We start from the raw sequence: 24,398 nt of genomic DNA, 5'->3' as shown, positions 1-24,398 counted from the left end.
AAGGCGCGGCCCGGTTCGTCTGGGAAATTACACCCGGCGGCGTTTGGGCGGGCGGCAACCGTTATGCGCGATCGGCGTCACGTCGCGGATCGAGGTAATGTTGAAACCCACGGCAGCCAGCGCGCGCAGGGCCGATTCACGACCCGAACCCGGGCCTTGAACTTCGACTTCCAGCGTCTTGACGCCATGTTCCTGGGCCTTGCGGCCAGCATCTTCCGCAGCCATCTGGGCGGCATAGGGGGTCGATTTCCGCGAACCCTTGAAGCCCATCGTGCCCGAGGACGACCAGGCAATCGCATTGCCCTGCACGTCCGAGATCAGGATCTTGGTATTGTTGAACGAGCTGTTCACATGGGCCACGCCCGAGGCGATATTCTTGCGCTCTTTGCGCTTCATGCGAGTTTTATCGCGTGCCATCTGTCCGCCTCCTTATTTCTTCTTGCCAGCGATGGGTTTCGCCGGGCCTTTGCGGGTGCGGGCGTTGGTATGGGTGCGCTGACCGCGCACCGGCAGACCGCGACGGTGACGCAGGCCACGATAGCAGCCCAGGTCCATCAGACGCTTGATGTTCATCTGCGTCTCGCGGCGCAGGTCGCCCTCGACGGTCAGGTTGGCGTCGATGAATTCGCGGATCGACAGCACTTCGGCGTCCGACAGATCATTGACGCGACGGGCGCGGTCGATGCCGACGGCCTCGCAGATCTGTTCGGCAAACAGCGGGCCGATCCCATGGATGTATTGAAGCGCGATCGGAACGCGCTTGGCAGTCGGAATGTTCACACCGGCGATACGAGCCACGTGTCTGTCCTTCTTTGTTGCGGTTCCGTAACCCCAGAACCTTTTTTCACAACGGAAAGCCCGAAAGCCGCACTTTCGGGCCGCATCATCGCGACGGATCATTGAATGGGCGGGAAAACCCTGACGCCGGCGATTCTCATCAAGAGCCGTGCCTTAGGCGGGAATCGGCGCGGGGTCAAGGGGGCGGCGGCGCAAAGCCGCCGATCCCGGCCCTATCCCCGGTCCAGCACCTTGCCGATCGCCGAGGCGACGGCATCCACATCGGCCAGGCCATCAACGCCGTGCAACTGACCCTTGGCATAGTAATAGCCGATCAGCGGCGACGTCTTCTTGTAATATTCCAGCAGCCGGGTTTTCAGGCTGTCCTCGTTGTCGTCGGCGCGGCGTTTCAGATTGGTCGAGCCGCAGGCATCGCAGACCCCCGGTTTGGCGGTCGGGTGGGTCACATCGTGATAGACCTCGCCGCAGTCGCCGCAGGTGTAACGCCCGGTGATGCGCGCGACCAGGGCCGCGTCATCCACCTGCATCTCGATCACCGCGCCCAGCGGCTGACCCTGCGCCGCCAGCAGATCCGCCAGCGCATCGGCCTGGGCCAGGGTGCGCGGGAAACCATCGAAGATGAAGCCGCCGGGGGCGTCCGTCCCCTCCAGCTTTTCGCGGATCAGGCCGATCACGATGTCGTCGCTGACCAGCCCGCCCTTGTCCATCACCTCGGCGGCTTTCAGCCCCATCGGGGTGCCGGCCGCCTTGGCCTCGCGCAGCATGTCGCCGGTCGACAGTTGCACCATCTGGCGTTCCTCGACCAGGCGGCGGGCCTGGGTGCCTTTGCCGGCGCCGGGCGGCCCCAGAAGGATGATATTGGTCATTCGGGGCCTCCGTTCGGTCGGTGGTTCAGCGGCGGGCCGGTGCCTTGGTCGGACGCTTTTCACCGGGCTTGCGCTTGCCGCGCAGCTGGCTGCGTTCGATCAGGCCTTCGTATTGATGGGCCAGCAGATGCGATTGCACCTGGTTGATCGTGTCCATCGTCACCGAGACCACGATCAGCACCGAGGTGCCGCCGAAATAGAACGGCACGGCAAAGGTGTCGCGCACGATTTCGGGCAGCAGACAGACCAGCGCCAGATAGGCCGAGCCGATCACCAGCACGCGGTTCACGACGTAATCCAGGTATTCCTGGGTGCGCTTGCCGGGCCGGATGCCGGGGATGAAGCCGCCCTGGTTCTTCAGGTTGTCGGCCACGTCATCGGATTTGAACGCCACGTTCTGCGTATAGAAATAGGCGAAAAACACGATCATGGCGACGTAGAACACCAGATACAGCGGCTGGCCGGGGCCGAAATAGGCCAGGATCGTCGACAGCACCGGTCCGGCATTGTTGCCCGAAAAGGTCGCCAGCGTGGTCGGCAGCAACAGCAGCGAGCTGGCGAAGATCGCCGGGATCACGCCCGCCGGGTTGACCTTGACCGGCAGATGCGAGGAGCCGCCGTCATAGACCTTCATCCCGACCTGACGGCGCGGATACTGGATGTGGATCTTGCGCAGCGCGCGTTCCATGAACACGACGAAGGCGATGACCACCACGACCATGATCATGATGCCCAGGATCACCGGGGTCGAGATCGCGCCCGCCCGGCCCTGGCTGAAGAATTGCGCCAGCGCCGCCGGGATTTCCGCCACGATGCCGACAAAGATGATCAGCGAAATGCCGTTGCCGATGCCGCGCGCGGTGATCTGCTCACCCAGCCACATCAGGAACATCGTGCCGCCGACCAGGGTGATGACCACCGCCAGCTTGAAATACAGGCCCGGCGTATGCGCCAGCCCCCCGGCCTCAAGGCTGACGGCCAGGCCCCAGGCCTGGAACAGCGCCAGCGCCACGGTGGCATAGCGGGTATATTGGTTGATCTTCTTGCGGCCCTGCTCGCCCTCTTTCTTCATCTGTTCCAGCGCGGGCACCATGCTGGCCAGCAACTGCACGATGATCGAGGCCGAGATATAGGGCATGATGCCCAGCGCGAAGATGCCCATGCGCCCCAGCGCGCCGCCGGTGAACATCGACAGCATCCCGCCGATCCCCGCCGCGGCATCGTCCATGAAGTTGCGCAGGGCGGCGCCGTCGATGCCCGGCACCGGCAGATAGGTACCCAGCCGGTAGACGATCAGCAGGCCGATCGTGAAAAAGATTCGCTGGCGCAGTTCGGTCGCCTTGCCCAGCGCCCCCCACGACAGGTTCGCGGCCATTTGTTCTGCTGCTGATGCCATTCGATGTCTCTTTCAGACGCTGTTCAGGAAAGCGCCGCCGAACCGTTTCCGGTCGGCGGCGCCTGGAAAACGACAGCGGTTATGTAAGCCGGGCTTGCGCGACCTACAACCGCGTTTTCGGCTTACGCGGCCGCTTCTTCCTTGACCGGGGCGGTCAGGGTCAGCTTGCCACCGGCCTTTTCGACGGCCTCAACCGCCGCTTTCGAGGCACCAGCCACGGTCAGGTTCAGCGCGGCCTTGATCTCGCCCTTGGCCAGCACGCGCACGCCATCCAGCTTGCGGCGCACCAGGCCCGAGGCCACCAGCGCGTCTTCATCCAGCGTCGCCTTGACGTCCAGCTTGCCCGCGTCGACGAAGGTCTGGATCTGACCCAGGTTGATGACGGCGAATTTCTTGGCGTTGGGCGCGGTAAAGCCGCGCTTGGGCAGGCGGCGATACAGCGGCATCTGGCCGCCTTCGTAACCGTTCAGCGCAACGCCCGAACGCGATTTCTGGCCCTTGATACCCCGACCGGCGGTCTTACCCTTGCCCGAGCCCGGGCCACGCGCCACACGCTTTTTCTTGCGGTTGGCGCCTTCGTTGTCGCGCAGTTCATGCAGTTTCATGTCGCTTCTCCTTGCCGGAAGCGCCCCGCGAAGCGAATGGGGCGGACACGGCTTTTCTTGGTTCTGTTGATGCGGCGCAAGGCCACCGGCGGTCCCTAGCCAAGTTCCCGCCGGCGGTCAAGCAATGCTTACACCTGCGGCGTCTGGCAATCGTCCAGCACCACCCGGTCGCCGCTTTCGTAAAGCGCCGCCCAGTTGCCCTTGGTGTCCAGCACATAGCTGTAATCGCTGTCCACCGCCTTGTAACGCGCACCCGAACCCGAGGGCACCTGCTGCATCAGGATGCGTTCGCCCATCTGGTCGATCGTCGCCTGGCTGCCATCGGGCGAAAACCGCACGTCCAGCCCCTGCCCGCCCTTGCAGTCATAGGGCGTCATCGGCCAGGCATCGGCGCGGGCCACATCGGCGCCTGCCGTCTGAAGATCGTCGGACATGCAGCCAGCCAGAGCGCCCGCCATGGCCAGCCCCGCAATCAATCGTGTCATTCGCATCGTGTTCCCCTTTGGATTGCTGGCCCGATGATACCACACTGCCCGCAGGTCACGCGCAGGAAAGATGCAGTTCCCGTCCAGACCCGCCACCCCGGCCCGCCACCCCCGATTGCGCAGCATTGTTGACAATCACCCGGTTGCCGCCCCATGTAACCCGGTCATTTTTCCCCTGAATCGGACTGTCCACATGGCCGTCGTCGTCGTCGAATCCCCTGCCAAGGCCAAGACCATCAACAAATATCTGGGCGACGACCATATCGTTCTGGCCTCTTACGGGCATGTCCGCGACCTGCCGCCCAAGGATGGTTCGGTCGATCCCGATGACGGTTTCGCGATGCAATGGGAAGTGGCGGCCGACAGCAAGAAACATGTCCGCGCCATTGCCGAGGCGCTGAAGACCGACGATCACCTGATTCTGGCCACCGACCCCGACCGTGAAGGCGAGGCGATTTCCTGGCACTTGCTTGAGGCGCTGCAAGGCAAGCTGAAAAAGGGTGCCAAGGTCGATCGCGTGACCTTCAACGCGATCACCAAATCCGCCGTGGGCGAGGCGATGAAGCATCCCCGCCAGATCGATCAGCAGATGGTCGATGCCTATCTGGCGCGCCGGGCGCTGGATTATCTGGTGGGCTTCAACCTGTCGCCGGTGCTGTGGCGCAAGCTGCCCGGCGCGAAATCGGCGGGCCGTGTGCAATCAGTCGCCCTGCGCCTGATCGTCGACCGCGAGATGGAGATCGAGGCCTTCCGCGCCCGCGAATACTGGAGCGTGACCGCCACCCTGGCCACGCCGGAGGGTGCCGAATATCAGGCCGCCCTGGTCAGCCTGGGCGGCAAGAAGCTGGACCGATTCGACATCGCCAGCCATGAGGCCGCCGAACTGGCCGTGCAGGCGATCAGCACCCGCGACCTGGCCGTCACCGAGGTCGAGACGAAGCCCGCGACGCGCAACCCCTGGCCGCCGTTCATGACCTCGACCCTGCAACAAGAGGCGTCGCGCAAGCTGGGCATGGGCGCCAAGGCCTGCATGTCGACCGCGCAGCGCCTGTATGAGGCCGGCCACATCACCTATATGCGGACCGATGGCATCGACATGGCCCCCGAGGCGGTGAATGCCGCCCGCGCCGAGATCGGCAAACGCTTTGGCGGGGATTACGTCCCCTCCAGCCCGCGGATCTACAAGAACAAGGCCAAGAACGCGCAAGAAGCGCATGAATGTATCCGCCCCACCGACATGTCGGCCAGCCCCGACAAGGCGGGAATTCACGATGCCGATCAGCGCCGTCTTTACACGCTGATCTGGCAGCGCACCCTGGCCAGTCAGATGGCATCGGCGCGGATGGAGCGCACGGCGGTCACCGTGCAATCGCCCGATCAGCAGGTCGGCCTGCGCGCCACCGGTCAGGTCGTGGTGTTCGATGGCTTCCTGAAAGTCTATGATCAGGGCCGCGACGATGAGGATGGCGAGGATGGCAACCGCCTGCCCCGCATCAGCCAGGGCGAACCCGCCGCCAAGCGCGACGTGGTGCCCGAACAGCATTTCACCCAGCCGCCGCCGCGCTATACCGAGGCGACGCTGGTCAAGCGCATGGAAGAACTGGGGATCGGTCGCCCCTCGACCTATGCCAGCATCGTCACCACGATTCAGGACCGCGATTATGTCCGCAAGGACAAGAACCGCCTGATCGCCGAGGACAAGGGCCGGTTGGTCACCGCCTTTCTGGCCAGCTATTTCCCGCGCTATGTCGAATATGATTTCACCGCCCAGCTTGAGGATTCGCTGGACGAAATCGTGTCCGGCCAGCGCGCCTATCTGGATGTTTTGGGCCGGTTCTGGAAGGATTTCTCGGCCGCGCTTGCGGGCACGTCGGACCTGCGCATCACCGAAGTGCTGACCCAGATCGACGACATTCTGGCGCCGCATCTGTATCCGCCGCGCGCCGACGGATCGGACCCCCGCATCTGCCCGACCTGCGGCATCGGGCGGCTGAACCTGAAAACCGCCCGCTCGGGCGGGGCCTTCATCGGCTGCGGCAATTATCCCGAATGCCGCTATACCCGCCCCCTGTCCGCCCCCGGCGAAGGCGAGGATCCGGGCGCGGCTGAACGGGTTCTGGGTCAGGACGCGGGCGACGACATTCACCTGAAGAACGGGCGCTTCGGCCCCTATGTCCAGCGCGGCGAGGCGACGGCGGAACAGCCGAAGCCGCCCCGAGCCAGCCTGCCAAAGGGTTGGGCGCCCGACAGCATCGACCTTGACCGCGCGCTTGCGCTGCTGTCGCTGCCGCGTCCGGTCGGCCCGCATCCCGAAGATGGCGTTCTGGTCGAGGCCGGGCTGGGCCGCTTTGGTCCTTACGTCAAGCATGGCTCGAAATACGCCAATCTGCCCGATGTCGATGAGGTGTTCACCATCGGCATGAACCGCGCGGTCGAGGTGCTGGCGGCCAAGCAGGTGCGCGGCCGCGCCGCCCCGGCCAAGGCGCTGCGCGAATTGGGCGATCACCCCGACGGCGGGGCGATTCAGGTGCTGGATGGCCGCTATGGTCCATATGTGAAATGGGCCAAGGTCAACGCCACCCTGCCCAAAGGCGTCACGCCCGAGACGGTGACCGTCGAACAGGCGCTGGAGCTGATCGCGGCCAAGGCATCCAAGGGCGGCAAGAAGGCCGCGCCGAAGAAGGCGGCAGCGAAGAAGCCCGCAGCCAAAAAGCCTGCTGCGAAAAAGCCTGCCGCGAAAAAGGCCACAGCCAAGAAGCCTGCCGCGAAAAAGGCCGCAAAGCCCGCCGACAGCGCCGAAGGCTAGGCCAGCAGCGCGGCCTCGGCGGCAGCGGCCAGACGCAGCAGGCGGGCCTCGTCCCCCGGCTGCGCGGCCAGCATGATGCCGGTCATCGGCACCCCCGTCGGCAGGGTGATCGCGGCCAGATCCAGCATATTGCCGATGCGGGTGTTGCGCAGCGCCAGCAGGTTCTCGGCAGCAAAGAAATCGGCATCGGCCAGCAGACGCGCGGCATCGGGCGGCAGGATCGGGCTGGTCGGCCAGATCACCGCGTCATAACCCGCCGTCGCCGCCGCGAAGGCTGTGCGCAGATCGTGCAACCGCATCCAGGCGGCGACATGATCGGCCGCCAGCACCCCGGCCCCGCCCCGGAACCGGTCACGGATGGGCGGCCAGATGCGATCCGGTGCGGCCTCGATCGTGGCGCCCCAGATGCCATAGGCCTCGGGCGCGAACAGCAGGGGCGACAGTTCCAGCGCCTCGGCCACCTGCGGCAAGGTAGCGCGACTGATCTGCGCACCGGCCCCGGCCAGCCGGTCGACCGCGCCCTCGAACCCCTGCTGCGGCAGGTCGCGGATCTGATCGAAGGCCGCGCCCTCGATCACCAGCAGGCGCGCGCCGGTCAGGCTGGAATCGCGCAGATCGGGGGCCGGGCGGGCGTCCAGAAGGCCAAAGACCAACGCGCAATCCTGCACGGTGCGGGCAATCGGTCCCACCACGTCAAAGCGCGGGCACAAAGGCACCACGCCCTGCATCGGCAGCCGACCATGCGCGGGCTTGAAGCCCACCAGATCGTTCCAGGCCGCGGGCAGCCGGATCGACCCGCCGGTGTCCGAGCCGACCGCCGCCGCCGCCAGCCCAAGCGCCACCGCGACGGCGGAACCCGACGACGACCCGCCCGGCGCGAGTTCGGCCACCACGCCGTTCGGCGGCGTCGCTGTCATCGGGTTCAGGCCCAGCCCGGAAAAAGCCAGTTCGGTCATGTGGGTCTTACCCAGACACACCGCCCCCTGCGCCGTCGCCCGCGCCAGAATCGGGGCGTCGGCACCGGGCAGGCAATGCGCCAGAAGCTGCGACCCGGCCTGACAGGGCATGTTGGCGGCGTCGATATTGTCCTTCCACGCCAGGGCAACCCCATCCAGCGGCCCGCGCCCCAGCCCGGCCTTGACCCGATCATGGGCGGCGATCGCCTCGGACCGGGCGCGTTCGGCGCAGACATGGGCGAAGATGCGATCCCCGGCGGGATGGCTGCGGATCAGCTCCAGCCGCTGTTCGGTGCGGGAAACGGGATCAAGGCGACCGGCGGCGATGGCGCGGCCTTCCTCGGCGGCGGATGGAAACATGATGCCTCGGCTGGCTGATGTGGCTGGCGCGCAGCCTAGCGACACGGCAGCGCATGGACAATCCTTGCGCGCGGGCTATCCTGCGCCGATGGAACAGATGGATCATGATGTGGTGATCGCGGGCGGCGGGCTGAACGGCCCGGCGCTGGCTTTGGCCTTGGCACAGGGCGGGTTGCGGGTCGCGGTGGTCGATGCCGAACCGGCGCGGGCGCGGGCGGATGTGGCCTTTGACGGGCGCGCCTATGCGCTTGCCCTGGCCTCGGTGCGGCTGCTGACGGCCATCGGCATCTGGCCGGGGCTGGCAGACAAGGCGCAGCCGATGACCGCCGTGCGCGCGGTCGGCGGGACGGCGGGCGAAGGCCCCCTGCCCTTTGGCCTGCATTTCGACAGCGCCGAGCTGGAGGAAGGCGCGGTCGGCCATATGCTTGAGGATCGGCATCTTTATGCGGCCTTTCTGGCGGCGATGCAGGCCGATGCGCGCATCACCCATATCCCGCAGACCCGGGTCACGGCGCAGGCGACCACGCCCGGCGGGGTGACCGTGGATCTGTCGGACGGCCGCCACCTGCGCGCCGCGCTGCTCGTCGGCGCGGATGGTCGCCGGTCGGGTGTTGCCGAACGCGCGGGCATCCGGCGCGAGGGCTGGGGCTATGGCCAGACCGCCCTTGTCTGCGCCATCGACCACGACCTGCCCCATGACGGCGTGGCCTGGCAGTTCTTCATGGAAAACGGCCCACTCGCGATCCTGCCCCTGCCCCCCGGCAACCGCAGTTCAATCGTCTGGAGCGAGACCGACACCAACGCCCGCGCCATCGCCAGCCTGGATGACGCAGCCTTTCTCGCGGTGCTGCGCCCGCGCTTTGGCGATTTCCTGGGGTCGATCCGGCTGGCCGGGCCGCGCTTTACCTATCCGCTGAACCTGACGCTGGCGCGCGATTACATCGGCCCGCGCATCGCGCTGATCGGCGATGCCGCGCATGGTGTGCATCCGATTGCCGGTCAGGGGCTGAACCTGGGCCTGCGCGATGTCGCCGCCCTGGCCGAGGTGCTGATCGAGGCCCGCCGCCGCGGCGAGGATATCGGCAGCCCTGTCACGCTGGATCGCTATCAATCCTGGCGGCGGTTTGATTCGACCACGCTGGCCCTGGGGATGGATGCGGTCAACCGGCTGTTTTCCAACGCCAATCCGGTGCTGAAACTGGGCCGCCATCTAGGCATGGGGCTGGTCAATGCCATCGGCCCGCTGCGGCGCGGCTTCATGCGCACTGCGGCCGGGCTGCGGCCACCGATGGGCGCGCCGCAGCCCAAGCTGTTGACCGGCCAGCGCCCCTAGAAGGCGGGGCCGGGGCGAAAGCCCAGCTTCGACAGGATCCTGACCGCCGGGCAAAAGCCGGTGAAGGCCGATTGCAGCAGGTTGGCGCCGACGAACACCGTCAGCCAGACGAAGTTGGGATGCACCCAATGGCTCAGCGCGACCGAAATCAGCACCATGATCCCGGCAAAGGCCAGCAAAGCGCGTCCAACAGTCATCATGCCCTCCGTGCGTTCGCTGTTCGCCAACATATGCACGATAGGGAATGTTACTGCAAGCCGCCAATCGCGGCGAGGATCGGATCGGGGCTGATGGCGGCGGGCTGCTGGAACGGGTTGCCCTGCACCAGCACGATGGCGGATGAGGGCGCGGCGGCCAAGGCGAACAGCCAGATCGCCGCCATCGCCGCGCGCGGCGCGCCGATATGGACGGCGGCGATGGACAGGATGGTGATCAGCCCCAGGAACGCCATGCCCAGCCATTTCAGCGGGTTCAGATGGGTGCGCGACAGGCTGACGCGCAGGTCGCGTTCGGACCGGATCTCGATGGTCTTGGCCAGCATCACCTGCTGGACATTCTCGCCCCCGGCCTGCGCGACGCCCGGCGCGGCGATGGCGGCCAACAGGCGGTCGGCGGCCTGCCCCGCCGCCGGATCGGCGCGGCGGTCGCGTAGGGCGGGCCATTCGGCGGCCAAAGCCTGCCCGTAACCGCGCACCTGCGCCGCCAAGGCTGGCCCCTGCGGCGCGGGCAAGGTGTCGGCCAGCACAAGCAGCGCGCGCAGCCCGTCGCCTTCGCGGAACACCGCATCCATGGCCCGGTCGCGCGACGACCAGGTGTCATTGCCGATAAAGGCCAGCGTCAGCCCGAACAGCACGCCGATGATGTTGATGAAGGGCGGCACCACGCCATGCCAAGGCGCCAGCAGCGTCTGGCCGCGCGCGCTGTGCAGCACCTGCCCGACCAGCCAGACCGCCGCCAGCGTGCCGATGACCGCCACCCCCGCATAGGCGTAATGTTCATAGGCCAGCCAGTTCATCGCGCGCCCCTATTTCTGCTTCTTGACGAACTCCGTCAGGATGACGATGCGCTGCCCCTCGACCCGGCCCTCGATCTGGGCGGCATTGTCGGGGACCAGGCTGATGCCGCGCACGGCGGTTCCGCGCTTGGCGGTGAAGCCCGCGCCCTTGACCGGCAGATCCTTGATCAGGGTCACGGTGTCGCCCTGTTCAAGAACCGCGCCGTTGCTGTCGCGGTGGATCACCGCCGCTTCGTCGCTGGGTAGCCCATCAGGGCGGGTCATGCCCGACAGCACATCGCGCGCCCAATCGGCGTCGATGACCGACAGCTTCAGCCAGACGGCGCGCTGCACATCGGGTTCCACCGACCACGCCGCGCCCTCAAGGCAGCGCCAATGGGCCGAAGCGGCATCCTCGGTTCGGCAGGTCGCGCATTGGGCGATGCCATCCGCCTCGGCCAGATCGGCATCGCTGCCGCAAAACTCGCAGTAACCGCCCGAGCGGGCAGACAGTTCGGAAGAAAGCGTCATCAGGGGGCCTTTCACATGCTGCCCCCTGATAGACCCGCGTGGGTCAGCGGCTCAAGCCCATTCCCACGGAACGGTGAACTCACCCAGTTTCTGACGCAGGGCGGCCTCGTCGCAATCGCCGCTGCGTTCCAGATAGGCGACCAGACCGCGCTTTTTATCCTCGGTCACGCGCACCACCTGGGCGGGCAGACCGGCGGTGGTCAAAGCCTCATTCAGGACGCGGGCGATGGCCAGCTTGCGAAGGTCGGGCTTGAAGATCTTGCCGACCGCCGTTTTCGGCAGTTCCGGCAGGATTTCCATATGCTTGGGGATCGCGGCGCGTTCATGCACATGGCTACGGGCATGTTCGGCCAGTTCCTCGACCGTGGCGGTGGCGCCTGCCACCAGTTCGACATAGCAGCAGGGCAATTCGCCCGCGAAACTGTCGGGCTGACCGATGGCCCCGGCAAAGGCGACGGCAGGGTGCGACAGCATCGCTTCTTCGATCTCGGCGGGGTCGATATTGTGGCCGCCGCGGATGATCAGATCCTTGGCCCGCCCGGTAATCCACAGATAGCCGTCGGCATCCAGCCGCCCCAGATCGCCGGTGCGCAGGAACACGCCTTCCGCGAACAGGTCATGGTTCTTGTCGGCCTCGGTATAGGTCGAACCCGAGAACACGCCGGGGTTGGCCACGCAGATTTCACCGATCTCGTCGATGCCGCATTCCTCATGCCCCTGGGCGGTGTGGCGCAGGATGCGGACATGGGTATAGGGCAGCGGCACGCCGACCGAGCCGACCTTTTTCAGCCCATCGACCGGGTTGCAGGACACCAGACAAGTCGCCTCGGTCAGGCCGTAGCCTTCGGCGATCTCGACGCCGGTGGCGGCCTTGAAGCGGTTGTAAAGTTCGATCGGCAGCGCGGCCGAGCCCGAAATCGCGGTTTTCAGGGTCGAGACATCGGCATTCACCGGGCGCTGCATCAGCGCCGAAATCGCCGTCGGCACGGTGATCAGGAAGGTCACCTTCCAGCGTTCGATCAGCTTCCAGAAGTTGTCGAACACGCCGTCACCGCGATAGCCAGCCGGGGTGGGCAGCACGACATGCGCCCCCGCCGCGATCACCGACATCAGCACGGGATAGGCCGCGAAAACGTGAAACAGCGGCAAGGGGCAGATCAGCACATCGGTTTCATCAAACAGCAGGTTGGCACCCAGCCAGCCGTTGTAGATCATCCCCGAATACTTGTGCTGTGCGACCTTGGGCATCCCGGTGGTTCCGCCGGTGTGGAAATAGGCCGCCACGCGGTCGCCCTTGGCATCGGCAAAGGTCAGCCGGTCTGCGGGGTGGCGGGCCAGTTCGGCGCCATAGTTCAGCACGTCGGCCTTGTGCGCCACCGCGACCTTGGGGCGGATCATCGGCACGATGGCGCGCTTCAGCCCCGACAGATAGGGGACCAGATCGACCTCGAGCACGGTTTTCACATTGGGCGCGTGCTTGACGGCCTCGGCGGCCTTCTGGGCGATATCGGTCTTGGGAAAGGCGCGCAGCGTGACCAGCACCTTGGCGCGGGTCTCGCGCAGGATGGCGCCGATCTGCTCGGGTTCCAGCAAAGGGTTGATCGGATTGACGATCCCGGCAATCGAGCCGCCCAGCAGCACCTGCGCGGTGTCCAGCGAGTTGGGCAGGAGATAGGCGACCGTATCGCTTTCGCCCACGCCCAGGCTGCGCAGCAGGTTTGCGGTCTGCGTCACGCGGCCATGGAACTGCCGCCAGGTCAAAGTGACGGCCTTGTCCTTTTCGCCGGAAAAGATCTGGAAACTGATCGCCGGGCGGTCGCCGTGGCGGTTCATCGTCTCGGTGATGAACTGATACATCGTTTGCGGGCGCGCGCGATCGGCCCAGGGCATTTCCTGTTCGATCGTGTCGCGATCCTGCACCGAGGCAAATGTCGGCATGGCGTCCCCCCTTCGTTCGTCCCCATCCCGCGGCGATCCCGCGCGGGTATCGCAACAGCATGAAAAGAAAGGCGCCGCAGGGCAAGTCAAAGCGGCGGTGGCAACGTCACGTCACCACCGCCTTGATGTCGATCTGGTGCGGATCAGGCCTGCGGAATGCGCAGCACCTGGCCCGGATAGATTTTGTCGGGATGGCTCAGCATCGGCTTGTTCGCCTCGAAAATATCGTTGTAGCGATTGGCCTTGCCCAGGGTTTTCTGCGCGATTTCCGACAGCGTGTCGCCCTTTTTCACGGTATAGAACACCGCGCCGTCAGCGGCCTGGGTCTGGGCCTTGGCCGCATCAGCCTTGGGCGCGTCAGCGTCGGCGGCCTTGGCGGCGGGGCGCGGGTAATCCAGCTCATCCGCGTTGACGCGGGCGATGCCTTTGACATTGCCGACCGCCAGGATCAGCTTTTCGGCGGTGGCCGCATCCTTGACCTTGCCGATGATCGACACGGTGTCACCCGACAGGCGCAGGCGAATGTCGTCGCCGCTGATCCCCAGATCCGCGACCTCTTTTTGCAGCGCGGCGACCTGGGCCTGAACCGGATCGACATCCGCCGTCTGTGCGGCAGCCTTTGGTTCGGCAGCTTCGGCAGCACCCCCGAACAGCGACTTGCCCGCGTCTTTCACGAAATCCCAGATTGCCATCGGTCGTCCTTTCCTGAACAGCTTTGCCCGCCAGAGGGCGGTGGTCTAGCACCGCAACGCAGGCCGGGGGCGCGGGTTCCCGATGACGCGAATGACCCAACGTCATGTCAACCGATGGGAACCCTTTCTTCAACTTTGGGCCGTATGCCGCCATGTAACCCGCCCATGTCACGCAATGATGAAGGACCGCCCATGAGAACGACCACCCTGTTGGCCCTGCCCCTGATCGCCGCCCTGGCGGCCTGCACGACCACCCGCACGGTGCAGCCCGCCACCAGCCATGGCAGCAGCGACTATCCCGATGTTCAGGCCAGTGCGCCGGGCAAGGCCACCTGCGTCGCCACCACGGCAGCAGACAATGCTGCGGCGGCGGCGGCGACCAATGCCGCCCGCGCGCGGTCGGGTCTGGCGCCGGTCAAGGCCAATGATCGGCTGGCAAAAGCGGCAGCGGCCCATGCCTGCGACATGGCGCAGCGCGGGCTGATGGCGCATCAGGGATCGACCACAACCGGCCCGTCGCAGCGCGTCAAGGCGCAGGGCTATCGCCCCGCGCTGACCGCGGAAAACATCGCCGCCGGGCCGTTTGACCGCGCGCGGGTGCTGGCCGAATGGAACGGCTCGCAAGGGCATCTGTCGAACATCATGATCCCCTCCCTGCGTGAGGTCGGGATCGGCCGCGCCATCGGATCCGACGGACGCACGGTGTTCTGGGCGGCGGTTTACGCGCAGCCGCGATAGGTTGCCGGCCGCCTGTGGCACGGGCAGGATTTGCGTATTTGTGACAAGAAAGAAGGGAAAGGCCGGGCTCTTCGGCCCCCCATTTGACAAATACGGATATTTCGCCGCCTACAGGTCCGCCGCGCCATCGGTGAATTGCAGCCGGGCCAAGCGGGCGTAAAGCCCGCCCTCGGCCACAAGCTGATCATGGCTGCCCTGGGCAACGATGCGGCCATCCTGAAAGACGACGATGCGGTCGGCCTTTTTCACCGTGGCCAGCCGGTGCGCGACGATCAGCGTCGTGCGATCCTGCGACAGACGGTCGACGGCGGCCTGAACCGCGCGTTCGCTTTCGCTGTCCAGCGCGCTTGTCGCCTCATCCAGCAGCAAGATCGGGGCGTCGCGCAGGATGGCGCGGGCAATGGCGATACGCTGTTTCTGGCCGCCCGACAGCATGACCCCGCGTTCGCCCACGAAGGTCTCATACCCCTGCGGCAGCGCAGTCAGGAAGTCATGCGCATGGGCGGCGCGGGCGGCGTCCTCGACCTCGGCATCGGTGGCGCCGGGGCGACCGAAGCGGATGTTGTCGCGTGCCGAGGCGGCGAAGATCACCGGATCCTGCGGCACAAGCGCGATCGCCTGGCGGAAATCGGCGCGCGCCATGGTGCGCAGGTCGATGCCGTCGATGGTGACGCGGCCATGGTCGGGATCCCAGAACCGCTGGATCATCTGGATAACTGTTGTCTTGCCCGCGCCCGAGGGGCCGACCAGTGCCACGGTCTCGCCCGGGCGGACGTCCAGTGTGACATCCTTCAGCGCCGAGACATCGGGGCGCGACGGATAGTGGAAGCTGACATCCTGAAAGCCGATGGCGCCGCGCACCGGGCGCGGCAGCGGCACCGGTTGCGCCGGATCAGCCACGCTGTCCTCGGCCCCCAGCAGTTCGACCAGCCGTTCGGTGGCGCCCGCGGCGCGCTGCAACTCACCCCAGATTTCCGACAAGGCGCCGACCGAACCGGCCACCATGATCGCGTAGATGACGAATTGCACCAATTCGCCGACGCTCATCAGCCCGGTTTCGACATCGCGCGCGCCGACCCACAGCACGCCGATCACCCCGGCGAAAACCAGGAAGATGACGATCACCGTCAGTTGCGCGCGGGTCCGGATGCGTTCGCGCGCGCTGTCATAGGCGCGTTCGGTCACATGGGCGAAATCGGCGCGGGTGATGGTTTCGTGGGTGAAGGCCTGCACCGTCTGCGCCGCCAGCAGCGATTCCGAGGCCGAACCGGCCGATGAGGCGATCCAGTCCTGGTTGTCGCGGCTTTGCTGGCGCAGCTTGCGGCCCAGCAGGATGATCGGCACCACCACCACCGGCACGATCAGCAGCACCAGCCCCGTCAGCTTGGCCGAGGTGAACAGCAGCATGGTCAGCCCGCCCACGAACACCAGCATGTTGCGCAGTGCGACCGAGACGGATGAGCCGATCACCGACAGGATCAGCGTGGTGTCGGTGGTGATGCGGCTGATGATCTCTCCGGTCAGGATGCGTTCAAAAAACGCGGGCGACATGCCCATGACGCGGGAAAAGACGGCGGTGCGGATATCGGCGACGACGCGTTCGCCCAGCCGCGTGACCAGCGCGTAACGCAGGCCGGTGCCCAGCGCCAGCAGCGCCACGATGACCAGCGCGGCGATGAAATATTCATCCAGCAGCAGCGAGCCTTCGTTGAAGCCGTCAACCACGCGACGCACCGCCAAGGGCAGCACCAGGTTGATCCCGGCGGTCAGCACCAGCGCGGCCAGCGCCGCCAGCATCAGCAGCCGATAGGGCGCCACAAAGGGCCACAGCCCCCGCAGCGCGCCCACCTTTCGCGTCACCGGGCGATCCTGCCCTGCCGCCTCTGCCGCCGCTGTCCGTCGTGCCATGCTGCCCCCCTTGGTCGCGGGGCGCATTTAGGCACCGCTGCGGCGAAAGTCCATTGGTGCGGGCGGCGGGACTTGAACCCGCACGGCCTGCGGCCCAGGGAGTTTAAGTCCCATGCGTCTACCATTCCGCCACGCCCGCCAGCGACCGCGCGGCTGGATCGGGGGCGGCGCGTGCGCCACCTGCCCGATCAAGGCAGCGCCCGGATCGCGCGCCCGTGGTAGCCGCTGGCCCCGGCATTTCCAAGCCCCGATCGCGCCGCAGGCAGGCGTCGCAGGCGCGTGTCGCAGGTCAGGGCCTTTCGCCGCGTGCCAAGGCGCCGTCGATCACATCCAGCACCCCATCCAGATCGGCCACGGAATCGATGGTGAAATGCGCCCCCGCGCGGGTCAGCCGGGCATGGGCCTGTGTCCGCAGCCGTTCACGCTCGGCCTCATCCAAAGCGGCGGTTTCCTGGGCATTCAGGCCAAAGACGTTGCCGGTCATTGCCACGCCCACCGTCCAGCAACCGGCGTTCAACCCTTCGGCGATCCCGACCTCGGTGTCGTCGACCTTGACCACCGCTGCGGCGGGCCAGACGTCCAGATCCTGAAAGCAGCGATACATCATCAGCGGCGTGGGGCGGCCCTGCGACAGATCGCCCGCGCAGACCAGATTGTCGGGCGCATAGCCCTGATCGGCGGCCAGCGGCAGCAGCGGGGCCATGATCTCGCGCGTGTAGCCGGTGGTCGATCCGATCTTCAGCCCGCGGGCACGGGCGCGGGCCACGGTCTCGGCGGCGCCGTCGATCAGCGTGGCATAGTCGGTGACGACAGCGACGTTCATCGGCACGAACACGTCATAGACGGCATCGATATCGGCTTCGGTCGGGGGCGCGCCATGGGCCGTTTCCCAGGCCTTCGCAATGCGCGGCAGGGCCATCAGCGCGCGAATATGGTCGCGCTTGGCCATGCCCATCGGGCCGCGCGCCTCATCCACGGTCAGCGTGACGCCGAAGCGGGCGAAGGCCTGAACGAACACCCCCATCGGCGCCTGCGAGCCATGGTCGATGATCGTTCCGGCCCAGTCAAAGACAACGGCGGCCAGTTTCAGCGTGCTCATGCGGTATCCCCCAGCAAGTCGGCGATGGTTTCCTCGGCAATGGCAAAGGCGGTGCTGGCCCCGGTCCCCGAGGTCACGATCACCAGCCGCACCCCGTCGGCGGGCGCGTCGCGCACCATCAGCCGGTCGGGAAGGCTGGCATAGGTGCCCATCCAGCGTTCGGTCACGCGCGCGCCGGGCAGCCGCAGCACCGCGTGCAGTTCGTCCAGCATCAGCCGGTCCACATCCTCGCGCGCAAAGGGCGAGGGGCTGGTTTCGTAATGGTGGCTGTCACCGACGATCAGCCCGCCATCAGCCCCCTGCACCGCGATCAGGTGGATGCCGTGATCCAGATGCGCGGGCTGTTCGGCGCGCAGCCGGGCGTGCAGCGCCGCCGCCTGCGGCAATTCTGCATAGCCCAGATAGCGCACCAGCGACAGGTCCGACATCACCGATCCTGGCAGGCGAAAGCCCGGATCTTCGGGCATCACCTTCATCATCTGCAAGCGGCAGCGGGTGATGCCCAGGGCGGCGATCCGGTCGGGGAACAGGCCCAGCAGATCATCGCCGGGGCAGACCACGACGTGATCGGCGCGCAGCACCCCCGCCGTGGTGACGACCCGGCCCGGCGCCACATCGGTAACCAGCGTACGGCGCAGAAAGCGCACACCCATGGCGGCCTCAAGCCAGCCGGCCAGGCGCGGGATCGCATCCCGGCTTTCCACGCGGCGTTCATGCGGGCTGCAAAGCGCGCCGGCAAAGTCGCCATCGGCCAGCACGGCGCCCTGTTCGCGGCGCAGGTCCGCGCCGCCCAGCAGCCGGCAATCGCGGCCCATCTCGGTGGCCTGAAACGCCTCGAGCACGGCCATCGCCTCGGGTCGGCGGGCCACGACCCACAGGCCCTGATGTTCGATGCGGATCCCGGCCTGGGGCGCGACCTCCGCCCAGACATCGCGTGAGCGCATGGCGCGGTGCCAGCATTCACCCGCCTGCTGGCCGGTGACGGTCACAAAGCCGAAGTTGCGCACCGATGCGCCGATGGCCTCGACCTCACGGTCGATCACCGCCACGGACAGGCCGCGCCTGCGCGCCGCCAACGCATGTGCCAGCCCGACGATCCCCGCCCCAACGACGATCAGATCATAGCCATCCTGGGTCATCGTGCCCTCCAGTCCTGGCTGCGGGCCAGCATCCGGGTCAGTCCGGCATGGATCAGCCGCGCGACCAGATTGGTGTAAAGAATCAGCAGCGACATGGCGGCGGCGGCCTGGATCTGGCCTGCGTCATCCATGTTCAACGCCGCGACCGCCGCCAGCGTCGTGCCGGCCGCATAAAGGAACACAACCGCCGAGACGGTCGTCATCGCATTGACGAACAGATAAAAGCCCACGTCGATCATGCTGGGCAGGCAGATCGGCATCGACACGCGGGTGAACATCCGCGTCACCGGCTGTTTCAGCGAGGCGGCGACGGCCTCGAACTCGCGGTCCATCGCTTTCAGCGCGGTCAGCGCAGTCAGGTGCGACACGGTGTAGAAATGCGTGATCGTGGACAGCACCAGAATGGCCATGGTGCCGTAAATCGCATTCAGCGGATTGGCGGCGTTGTTGAAGAAAAAGATGTAGGACAGCCCCAGCACCATGCCCGGCACCGCCATCGGCAGCATCGCCAGGAACTGCACAACCGCGCGCGGCCAGGCAAAGCCGCGTCCCTTTTCCACCGCATAGGCGCCGACAAACACCACCAGCGTGCCGATCACCGCCGTCAGCCCCGCCAGCCAAAGCGAGTTACCATAGCTTGCCCAGCCCCCGCCATCGACGCCCTGAAAGCTGTAGTGGCGAAGCGTCAACTGGGTGTTGTAGGGCCAGAACCGGATCAGCGCCGCATATTGCGCGACCAGAAGGATCACCAGCAGATAGCCCGCGACCAGCGCGCAGAACACCAGCGCCGCGCGGTCGACCAGCCGGTTCGGCCTCGGCGCATAGGGCACCGCCCGGGCCGAAAGCAGCGCCACCTGCCGCGCTGTCACCCAGCGATCGACGCCAAAGGCCACCACGGCAGGGATCATCAGCACCACCGACACCACCGCGCCCATGGCAAAGTTCTGCTGCCCGACGACCTGCTTGTAGATGTCGACCGCCAGCACGCTGACGTCGCCGCCCACCACCTTGGGCACGCCGAACTCGGTGATCGTCAGGGTAAAGACGACAAAGGCCGCCGAGATCAGCCCATAACGCGCGCCCGGCAGCGTCACCGTCAGGAAGGTCCGCCAGCCCGAGGCACGCAGCACCCGCGCCGCCTCGTAAAGCCGCGCGTCCGATATCCGCAGCGCGGTCGAGATGATCAGCAGCGCATGGGGAAAGGTGAAGAACACGCAGCCCAGCACGATGCCCGGCACGCCATAGATACTGCCGCCGAACAGCAGCCCCCGCGCCAGCCCCTGATTGCCGAACAGATAAACCAGCGACAGCCCCGCCAGCAGCGACGGCACCAGGATCGGCACCGTCGCCAGTGTCTGCAACAGCGCCTTCCCCGGCATGCAGGTGCGATGCAGCGCATAGGCAAACCCAAAGGCCAGCGTCACGGTGATGATCGTGGTCAACAGCGCGATCCCAAGACTGTTGCCGATCGAGGACGACAGTGCGGGATCACCGAAATAGGTGCGGAAGTTGTCGAACGAGGTGACGGATCCGGCGCGCAGCACAAGGCTTCGCAAGCCGCGCGCGTCAGTCTCGGCCCAGTCGCCGATGGCGAGGCGGGTGCCGCGCATCTCAAGCGCGCCGCCGTTTGCCTGGTCGATCTGCCGGATTCGGGCGGCGACGACAGGCTGGCCCTGAAACTGGCCACGCGCAAACAATGTCGCCGCGCTTATCGACGCGCCGCGCCGCCCCTGGGCGATACCATCGGGCAGGCCCAGCCCGTCGGCGGCATCGGCAAGGCTGCCCAGATCGACAAAGCCCGTGCCGGTGTTCACCTGCACCTGATAGGCGTCATAATCGAAGCTGCGCACCTGCGTCGATTTCCACAGCATGACGCCCAGCGGCAGCGCAAGGGCCACGATCAGGTAGATCCCGACCATGGCGACAAAGGCCAGCATCATGCGGTCATCGCGCCCCGAGCGGGGCCGGATGGCAGGCGGCGCAGCCAGACCGCCCACGCCCGAACTGACCTCAGCCATGCGCCGCGCCCCCGGCAAAGACGCGGATGCGGTCCTGCGGCAGGCAGACCGGCAGGCTCTGGCCAACCGACAGGCCACGGCGGCGCACAAGCGCCTGTGGAAACTGCGCCAGCAACGCCGCGTCGCCCAATGCGTCGTGGCACAGCCGAATCCGGGCAAAGGCCCCCTGATACTCGATCGCGGCGATTCGGGTGTCGAGCCGGTTGATGGCCGGTGCCGCCTCGGCGTGGTCATCCAGCGGCACCACATCCTCGGGGCGGATCGCCACGGTGACGGGCTGCCCGGCCAGATCGGGGTGGTCGCCGGTGCGCAGTTCATGCGCGGCATCGCCCGCCCCGCCAAGCCGAACCCGGTTGCCGCGCATCATCGCCCCCGGCAGAAAGGTCATCGCGCCGACGAAATCCGCGACAAAGCGGGTGGCGGGGTGGTCATAGATCTCGGCCGGGGTGCCAACCTGTTCAACAACGCCCATGTTCATGACCACGATCCGGTCGGCCAGCGAAAGCGCCTCATCCTGATCGTGGGTGACCATGATCGTGGTGACGCCCAGCCGCGCCTGAAGCTGCTTCAGCTCATGTCGCAGGTGGATGCGGACCTTGGCGTCCAGCGCGCTGAGCGGCTCGTCCAAGAGGATCAGTCCGGGACGGGGCGCAAGCGCGCGCGCCAGCGCCACCCGCTGTTGCTGGCCGCCCGACAATTGGGCGGGATAGCGGTCGGCCTTGTCGGCAAGCCCGATCAGGCCCAGCAACTCGGCCACGCGGCGGTCGATCTCGGCCCGTGGCAGGCCGCGGTTTTGCAGCCCGAAGGCGATATTGCGCCGCACCGTCAGGTTCGGGAACAGCGCATAGGACTGAAACACGATGCCGAAATCACGATCTTCGGGCGGCAGGGCGGAAATGTCGCGCCCTGCCTGATGGATCGTGCCGAGCGTCTGGATGTCCAGCCCGGCGATGGCGCGCAGCAAGGTGGTCTTGCCGCAGCCCGACGGCCCCAGGAAACAGACGAACTCGCCCTCGCGGATGTCCAGCGACACATCGCGCAAGGCGGTGAAGCTGTCGAACCGCTTGGTCACCCGCCGGATGCGCAGATAGGCGTCATCCGACAGCGCCGCACTGGCCAGCGAAGCCGTCGCCCGCGACAGGGTGGCGACGCCGCCCTGCGGGATCATGTCTTGGGCTCGGACTTGGAATTGTAGCGTTTCTGCCATTCCTCCAGGATGGCGGCGCGATGTGCGGCGGCCCATTCAAAGTCGTTTTCGATCAGCTTGCCGCGCAGGTCGGCAGGCAGGTTCGGCACCGGCTTTTCCAGCGCCGCATTCGCCAGGATCGCATAGTTCTGCGCATAGATCGCCATCGCCTCATCCGACACGGCCCAGTTCATCAGCGCGGTGGCCGCGTCATGATTGGGCGTGCCCGCGATGATCGCCGATGCCTCCATGTCCCAGCCGATGCCCTCGGACGGGATGACCACGGCCAGCGGCGCGCCTTCGTTCAACAGGCGCAGGGCACGGAACTCGAACGAAATGCCGATCGGATGTTCACCGGCGGCCGCCATGGTGCAGGGCTTGGACCCCGAATGGGTATAGGCGGCGATGTTCTGGTGCAGCGCGTCCATGAACGCCCAGCCCTTGTCATCGCCCATCATCTGCAACCAGGACGAGACATCCAGAAAGCCCGTCCCGGACGAGGCCGGGTTGGGCATCACGATCATGCCCTTGTAGTCGGGCTTGGTCAGGTCCGCCCATGAGGTCGGCACCGCCACCCCGGCCTTTTCCATCTCGACGGTGTTGACGCACAGCGCCGCCGCCCAGGCGTTCGTGCCAACCCAGGCGGGCGGCGTGTCCTGATCGACAAAACGCGGGTCCAGCTTGTCGATGCCTTGAGGTGCATAGCCCTCAAGCATCCCTTCGGCCTTGAGCAACAAAAGCGAGGTCGCAGCCGTGCCCAACACCACATCGGCGCGGGGATTATCCTTTTCGGCCAGCAACTTGGCGGTGATCACGCCAGTCGAGTCGCGCAGCCAGTCGATCGTGATACCCGGATTGGCCGCCTCGAAACCGGCCTTGTAAACGGGCAGCAAATCCGCCTCGAGCGCGGTATAGACGGTCAATTGCTGCGCCGCCGCGCCGCTAGCCTGCATCAACGCGGCCACAGCCGCCGTCGCGATAACATGCGTGATCTTCATCGGGCGTCTCCCTGAACCTGACATTCGTCAGGCACTAGACGCCAAATGCGACACCCCCGTGACCTGAATGTGTCGGTTTCATGGCAAGGCACAACGGTGGCAGATACCGCCACCGGTCGGGGGTTGGGACTGACGGATGCCAGGTGCCAGGGCGGGAAGCGTGATGGAGAAAGTGGCGGGCGGGAGACGAAGAAACCGAGAACTACACCTACGCTATAGCCCTCCAAAATGACACCTGAAAGCCGCCGATGGTCGACAGACGGGGCACGGGTTGGCATTATGTTGCCCGTGCCCAACCGCAGGAGCGACGCAACGGCAATCCGCGCAGACCGTGAAGGAGCAGAACCATGGTAGCCGTGGTGTTGATGAGCGTGGCGCTAGTCGCCGTCCTTTGCGTCATGGCCTACAAGCTCGCAGTCTATGCTCTGCCCTTCATGCTTGGATTGACCGCTGCGCAATTCGCCTATCAGACCGGCTCCGGCGTGGTAGGTGCCGGACTGGTCGGCCTCGTTTCCGCTGGCGTGGCGTTTGGCATCCTCGCCCTGCTGTTCGAGACGTTGCGCACTCCCATCCTTCGCTTGATCGTGGCGTTGATCTTTGCCGCACCCGCCGCAGTCGCGGGTTATGCGCTGGTCTATGGCGTCACCAAAGAGGCGGTGCCCTCTGAAATCTGGCGGCAAATCTTCTGTCTGGTCGGCGGTGGCTTCGTTGGAGTGTCGGCTTTGATGCGACTGGCCGCACCGTTGCCCTCCAGTCCCGCGCCTGCTCGCTGAGGTTGGCAGAAGCAGCGAGGGGCCGTGACCGAGCAATTTAGCGATACCGATCATTGGAAGCTGCTCGCAACGGCCAAGCGATTCTTGACCGCAGCAGACGTGCTCCGGCGGTCGGAGGAATACCAGTCATCCAGAGTGCTATTTACTCCGGTCCTCCATCTCACAGCCCAAGGAATTGAGGTGCTGCTAAAAGCAAATCTGCTTGGGGCGGGCCTCACGCTTGACGATGTGAAAAAGAAATATGGGCACAGCATCGCGGCGCTTTGGGCGGATGATCTAAACCAACTTCTGCGAGATGAGGCTGCATCGGAAGCTCGGAAGGTTTGGCAGAACGCCCAAGCCGATGGGAAATGGCCGGATCATTTTGATGATGATCCCGTGGCCCTTCTGGAAGAATACCTCGCTGCCATTAATGGGCTGCACACGGCGGCGTCCGAATACGCCTTGAGATATGTCGCTGCATCCGAAATGACCGCGCCAAGGCCGCACCTTCTCATAGAGACGTTCTTGCCGGTTTCCGATCTTTGCGTTCGGCAACCACGAGCGCTTGTGCCTTCAAGCTGATATGCGGACCCGGCGCTAATGCGCCGGGACATTGTTACTGGCGGCCCTCCGGCTCTCTACAGCGCAATGTGGAAGCGCGTTCGCCTCCGGGCCGGCGCGGCTGCCGCCGCGTTTCATCTGATCGTTACGAAGAACATTGCTAGGGTCAGGACCCATTGATCTTTTGGATGCGGCCTGATTCACGCTCCGCAAGGAGACTGGATCATGAGCAACCT

Annotated in this window: 23 protein-coding genes and 1 tRNA gene; 5 read left to right on the top strand and 19 right to left on the bottom strand. The window is 66.0% G+C overall.

Annotation, left to right across the window (positions count from 1 at the left end; genetic code table 11):
- Positions 1–27 precede the first annotated feature (27 nt).
- The 6 genes from rpsK to ACEYYA_RS13855 all read right to left on the bottom strand — a co-directional run bounded on the left by rpsK (position 28) and on the right by ACEYYA_RS13855 (position 4,150).
- Entirely contained in the window at positions 28–417 is a 390-nt protein-coding gene (gene rpsK / locus ACEYYA_RS13880) for a 30S ribosomal protein S11 (RefSeq protein WP_374801513.1), read from the bottom strand.
- 12 nt (positions 418–429) lie between these two features.
- Positions 430–798: a 30S ribosomal protein S13 gene (gene rpsM, locus ACEYYA_RS13875; protein ID WP_374801512.1), complete on the bottom strand. Its 369-nt coding sequence runs from the start codon at positions 796–798 to the stop codon at positions 430–432.
- 212 nt (positions 799–1,010) lie between these two features.
- Positions 1,011–1,664, bottom strand: a complete 654-nt coding sequence (locus ACEYYA_RS13870; RefSeq protein ID WP_374801511.1) for an adenylate kinase — start codon at positions 1,662–1,664, stop codon at positions 1,011–1,013.
- A 25-nt stretch (positions 1,665–1,689) separates the two neighbouring features.
- Positions 1,690–3,060: a preprotein translocase subunit SecY gene (gene secY / locus ACEYYA_RS13865; RefSeq protein WP_374801510.1), complete on the bottom strand. Its 1,371-nt coding sequence runs from the start codon at positions 3,058–3,060 to the stop codon at positions 1,690–1,692.
- Positions 3,061–3,182: 122 nt separating this feature from the next.
- Positions 3,183–3,665: a 50S ribosomal protein L15 gene (gene rplO / locus ACEYYA_RS13860; RefSeq protein WP_374801509.1), complete on the bottom strand. Its 483-nt coding sequence runs from the start codon at positions 3,663–3,665 to the stop codon at positions 3,183–3,185.
- A gap of 128 nt (positions 3,666–3,793) precedes the next feature.
- Complete coding sequence (locus ACEYYA_RS13855; RefSeq protein WP_374801508.1) at positions 3,794–4,150, bottom strand: MliC family protein; 357 nt, start codon at positions 4,148–4,150, stop codon at positions 3,794–3,796.
- 193 nt (positions 4,151–4,343) lie between these two features.
- Here ACEYYA_RS13855 and topA point away from each other — a divergent pair, with 193 nt between their 5' ends.
- The gene (topA, locus tag ACEYYA_RS13850) at positions 4,344–6,956 is read left to right on the top strand and encodes a type I DNA topoisomerase (RefSeq protein ID WP_374801507.1); all 2,613 of its coding nucleotides are present in this window, start codon (positions 4,344–4,346) and stop codon (positions 6,954–6,956) included.
- On the opposite strand, the gene ACEYYA_RS13845 is transcribed toward topA, so the two are convergent.
- A complete protein-coding gene (locus tag ACEYYA_RS13845; protein WP_374801506.1) occupies positions 6,953–8,272 on the bottom strand; it encodes an amidase in 1,320 nt (439 codons plus the stop codon). The two genes, topA and ACEYYA_RS13845, sit on opposite strands and share 4 nt — an antisense overlap.
- 88 nt (positions 8,273–8,360) lie before the next feature.
- On the opposite strand from ACEYYA_RS13845, the gene ACEYYA_RS13840 reads away from it, so the two are divergent.
- The gene (locus tag ACEYYA_RS13840; protein ID WP_374801505.1) at positions 8,361–9,605 is read left to right on the top strand and encodes a UbiH/UbiF/VisC/COQ6 family ubiquinone biosynthesis hydroxylase; all 1,245 of its coding nucleotides are present in this window, start codon (positions 8,361–8,363) and stop codon (positions 9,603–9,605) included.
- On the opposite strand, the gene ACEYYA_RS13835 is transcribed toward ACEYYA_RS13840, so the two are convergent.
- The 5 genes from ACEYYA_RS13835 to lysM all read right to left on the bottom strand — a co-directional run bounded on the left by ACEYYA_RS13835 (position 9,602) and on the right by lysM (position 13,760).
- Positions 9,602–9,802 carry a YgaP family membrane protein gene (locus ACEYYA_RS13835; RefSeq protein WP_374801504.1) on the bottom strand — a complete coding sequence of 67 codons (201 nt, stop codon included), beginning with the start codon at positions 9,800–9,802 and terminating at the stop codon, positions 9,602–9,604. The two genes, ACEYYA_RS13840 and ACEYYA_RS13835, sit on opposite strands and share 4 nt — an antisense overlap.
- 50 nt (positions 9,803–9,852) lie before the next feature.
- A complete protein-coding gene (locus ACEYYA_RS13830) occupies positions 9,853–10,620 on the bottom strand; it encodes a bestrophin-like domain (RefSeq protein ID WP_374801503.1) in 768 nt (255 codons plus the stop codon).
- Positions 10,621–10,629: 9 nt separating this feature from the next.
- On the bottom strand, positions 10,630–11,130 hold the full coding sequence (locus ACEYYA_RS13825) for an alkylphosphonate utilization protein (RefSeq protein WP_374801502.1): 501 nt from the start codon (positions 11,128–11,130) through the stop codon (positions 10,630–10,632).
- Between the two features lie 51 nt (positions 11,131–11,181).
- Complete coding sequence (locus tag ACEYYA_RS13820) at positions 11,182–13,068, bottom strand: acyl-CoA synthetase (protein WP_374801501.1); 1,887 nt, start codon at positions 13,066–13,068, stop codon at positions 11,182–11,184.
- 143 nt (positions 13,069–13,211) lie between these two features.
- A complete protein-coding gene (lysM, locus tag ACEYYA_RS13815) occupies positions 13,212–13,760 on the bottom strand; it encodes a peptidoglycan-binding protein LysM (protein ID WP_374801500.1) in 549 nt (182 codons plus the stop codon).
- Between the two features lie 192 nt (positions 13,761–13,952).
- On the opposite strand from lysM, the gene ACEYYA_RS13810 reads away from it, so the two are divergent.
- Positions 13,953–14,498, top strand: a complete 546-nt coding sequence (locus ACEYYA_RS13810) for a CAP domain-containing protein (protein WP_374801499.1) — start codon at positions 13,953–13,955, stop codon at positions 14,496–14,498.
- Positions 14,499–14,606: 108 nt separating this feature from the next.
- Here the strand turns inward: ACEYYA_RS13810 and ACEYYA_RS13805 are convergent, their stop codons facing one another.
- From ACEYYA_RS13805 to ACEYYA_RS13775, 7 genes are all read right to left on the bottom strand, one after another.
- Positions 14,607–16,406 carry an ABC transporter transmembrane domain-containing protein gene (locus ACEYYA_RS13805; protein ID WP_374801498.1) on the bottom strand — a complete coding sequence of 600 codons (1,800 nt, stop codon included), beginning with the start codon at positions 16,404–16,406 and terminating at the stop codon, positions 14,607–14,609.
- Between the two features lie 54 nt (positions 16,407–16,460).
- Positions 16,461–16,545 (bottom strand) — tRNA-Leu (locus ACEYYA_RS13800).
- A 150-nt stretch (positions 16,546–16,695) separates the two neighbouring features.
- The gene (gene phnX / locus ACEYYA_RS13795) at positions 16,696–17,505 is read right to left on the bottom strand and encodes a phosphonoacetaldehyde hydrolase (RefSeq protein WP_374801497.1); all 810 of its coding nucleotides are present in this window, start codon (positions 17,503–17,505) and stop codon (positions 16,696–16,698) included.
- Positions 17,502–18,644 carry a TIGR03364 family FAD-dependent oxidoreductase gene (locus ACEYYA_RS13790; protein ID WP_374801496.1) on the bottom strand — a complete coding sequence of 381 codons (1,143 nt, stop codon included), beginning with the start codon at positions 18,642–18,644 and terminating at the stop codon, positions 17,502–17,504. The genes phnX and ACEYYA_RS13790 overlap by 4 nt, the downstream gene beginning before the upstream one ends.
- Positions 18,641–20,662 carry a putative 2-aminoethylphosphonate ABC transporter permease subunit gene (locus tag ACEYYA_RS13785; RefSeq protein ID WP_374801495.1) on the bottom strand — a complete coding sequence of 674 codons (2,022 nt, stop codon included), beginning with the start codon at positions 20,660–20,662 and terminating at the stop codon, positions 18,641–18,643. Before ACEYYA_RS13785 ends, ACEYYA_RS13790 begins: the two co-directional genes overlap by 4 nt.
- A complete protein-coding gene (locus tag ACEYYA_RS13780) occupies positions 20,655–21,830 on the bottom strand; it encodes a putative 2-aminoethylphosphonate ABC transporter ATP-binding protein (RefSeq protein WP_374801494.1) in 1,176 nt (391 codons plus the stop codon). The genes ACEYYA_RS13785 and ACEYYA_RS13780 overlap by 8 nt, the downstream gene beginning before the upstream one ends.
- The gene (locus tag ACEYYA_RS13775) at positions 21,827–22,846 is read right to left on the bottom strand and encodes a putative 2-aminoethylphosphonate ABC transporter substrate-binding protein (protein WP_374801493.1); all 1,020 of its coding nucleotides are present in this window, start codon (positions 22,844–22,846) and stop codon (positions 21,827–21,829) included. Before ACEYYA_RS13775 ends, ACEYYA_RS13780 begins: the two co-directional genes overlap by 4 nt.
- A 347-nt stretch (positions 22,847–23,193) precedes the next feature.
- Between ACEYYA_RS13775 and ACEYYA_RS13770 the strand changes: the two genes are divergently transcribed.
- Positions 23,194–23,619 carry a hypothetical protein gene (locus tag ACEYYA_RS13770; RefSeq protein WP_374801492.1) on the top strand — a complete coding sequence of 142 codons (426 nt, stop codon included), beginning with the start codon at positions 23,194–23,196 and terminating at the stop codon, positions 23,617–23,619.
- A gap of 24 nt (positions 23,620–23,643) precedes the next feature.
- A complete protein-coding gene (locus tag ACEYYA_RS13765) occupies positions 23,644–24,183 on the top strand; it encodes a hypothetical protein (protein WP_374801491.1) in 540 nt (179 codons plus the stop codon).
- The last annotated feature ends 215 nt before the right edge of the window (positions 24,184–24,398 follow it).

Origin of the sequence: Paracoccus zhouxuedongae (genome assembly GCF_041927815.1) — a bacterium.
Lineage (GTDB): Bacteria > Pseudomonadota > Alphaproteobacteria > Rhodobacterales > Rhodobacteraceae > Paracoccus.
The sequence above is the reverse complement of the archived record's forward strand: the minus strand, read 5'-3'. Positions and strand labels throughout refer to the sequence as shown.

Bases quoted from the DNA above. Each gene is read 5' to 3' on its own strand.
- rpsK (WP_374801513.1), bottom strand. From the start codon at position 417: ATGGCACGCGATAAAACTCGCATGAAGCGCAAAGAGCGCAAGAATATC.
- ACEYYA_RS13870 (WP_374801511.1), bottom strand. From the start codon at position 1,664: ATGACCAATATCATCCTTCTGGGGCCGCCCGGCGCCGGCAAAGGCACC.
- secY (WP_374801510.1), bottom strand. From the start codon at position 3,060: ATGGCATCAGCAGCAGAACAAATGGCCGCGAACCTGTCGTGGGGGGCG.
- rplO (WP_374801509.1), bottom strand. From the start codon at position 3,665: ATGAAACTGCATGAACTGCGCGACAACGAAGGCGCCAACCGCAAGAAA.
- ACEYYA_RS13855 (WP_374801508.1), bottom strand. From the start codon at position 4,150: ATGACACGATTGATTGCGGGGCTGGCCATGGCGGGCGCTCTGGCTGGC.
- topA (WP_374801507.1), top strand. From the start codon at position 4,344: ATGGCCGTCGTCGTCGTCGAATCCCCTGCCAAGGCCAAGACCATCAAC.
- ACEYYA_RS13845 (WP_374801506.1), bottom strand. From the start codon at position 8,272: ATGTTTCCATCCGCCGCCGAGGAAGGCCGCGCCATCGCCGCCGGTCGC.
- ACEYYA_RS13840 (WP_374801505.1), top strand. From the start codon at position 8,361: ATGGAACAGATGGATCATGATGTGGTGATCGCGGGCGGCGGGCTGAAC.
- ACEYYA_RS13835 (WP_374801504.1), bottom strand. From the start codon at position 9,802: ATGACTGTTGGACGCGCTTTGCTGGCCTTTGCCGGGATCATGGTGCTG.
- ACEYYA_RS13830 (WP_374801503.1), bottom strand. From the start codon at position 10,620: ATGAACTGGCTGGCCTATGAACATTACGCCTATGCGGGGGTGGCGGTC.
- ACEYYA_RS13825 (WP_374801502.1), bottom strand. From the start codon at position 11,130: ATGACGCTTTCTTCCGAACTGTCTGCCCGCTCGGGCGGTTACTGCGAG.
- ACEYYA_RS13820 (WP_374801501.1), bottom strand. From the start codon at position 13,068: ATGCCGACATTTGCCTCGGTGCAGGATCGCGACACGATCGAACAGGAA.
- lysM (WP_374801500.1), bottom strand. From the start codon at position 13,760: ATGGCAATCTGGGATTTCGTGAAAGACGCGGGCAAGTCGCTGTTCGGG.
- ACEYYA_RS13810 (WP_374801499.1), top strand. From the start codon at position 13,953: ATGAGAACGACCACCCTGTTGGCCCTGCCCCTGATCGCCGCCCTGGCG.
- ACEYYA_RS13805 (WP_374801498.1), bottom strand. From the start codon at position 16,406: ATGGCACGACGGACAGCGGCGGCAGAGGCGGCAGGGCAGGATCGCCCG.
- phnX (WP_374801497.1), bottom strand. From the start codon at position 17,505: ATGAGCACGCTGAAACTGGCCGCCGTTGTCTTTGACTGGGCCGGAACG.
- ACEYYA_RS13790 (WP_374801496.1), bottom strand. From the start codon at position 18,644: ATGACCCAGGATGGCTATGATCTGATCGTCGTTGGGGCGGGGATCGTC.
- ACEYYA_RS13785 (WP_374801495.1), bottom strand. From the start codon at position 20,662: ATGGCTGAGGTCAGTTCGGGCGTGGGCGGTCTGGCTGCGCCGCCTGCC.
- ACEYYA_RS13780 (WP_374801494.1), bottom strand. From the start codon at position 21,830: ATGATCCCGCAGGGCGGCGTCGCCACCCTGTCGCGGGCGACGGCTTCG.
- ACEYYA_RS13775 (WP_374801493.1), bottom strand. From the start codon at position 22,846: ATGAAGATCACGCATGTTATCGCGACGGCGGCTGTGGCCGCGTTGATG.
- ACEYYA_RS13770 (WP_374801492.1), top strand. From the start codon at position 23,194: ATGGTAGCCGTGGTGTTGATGAGCGTGGCGCTAGTCGCCGTCCTTTGC.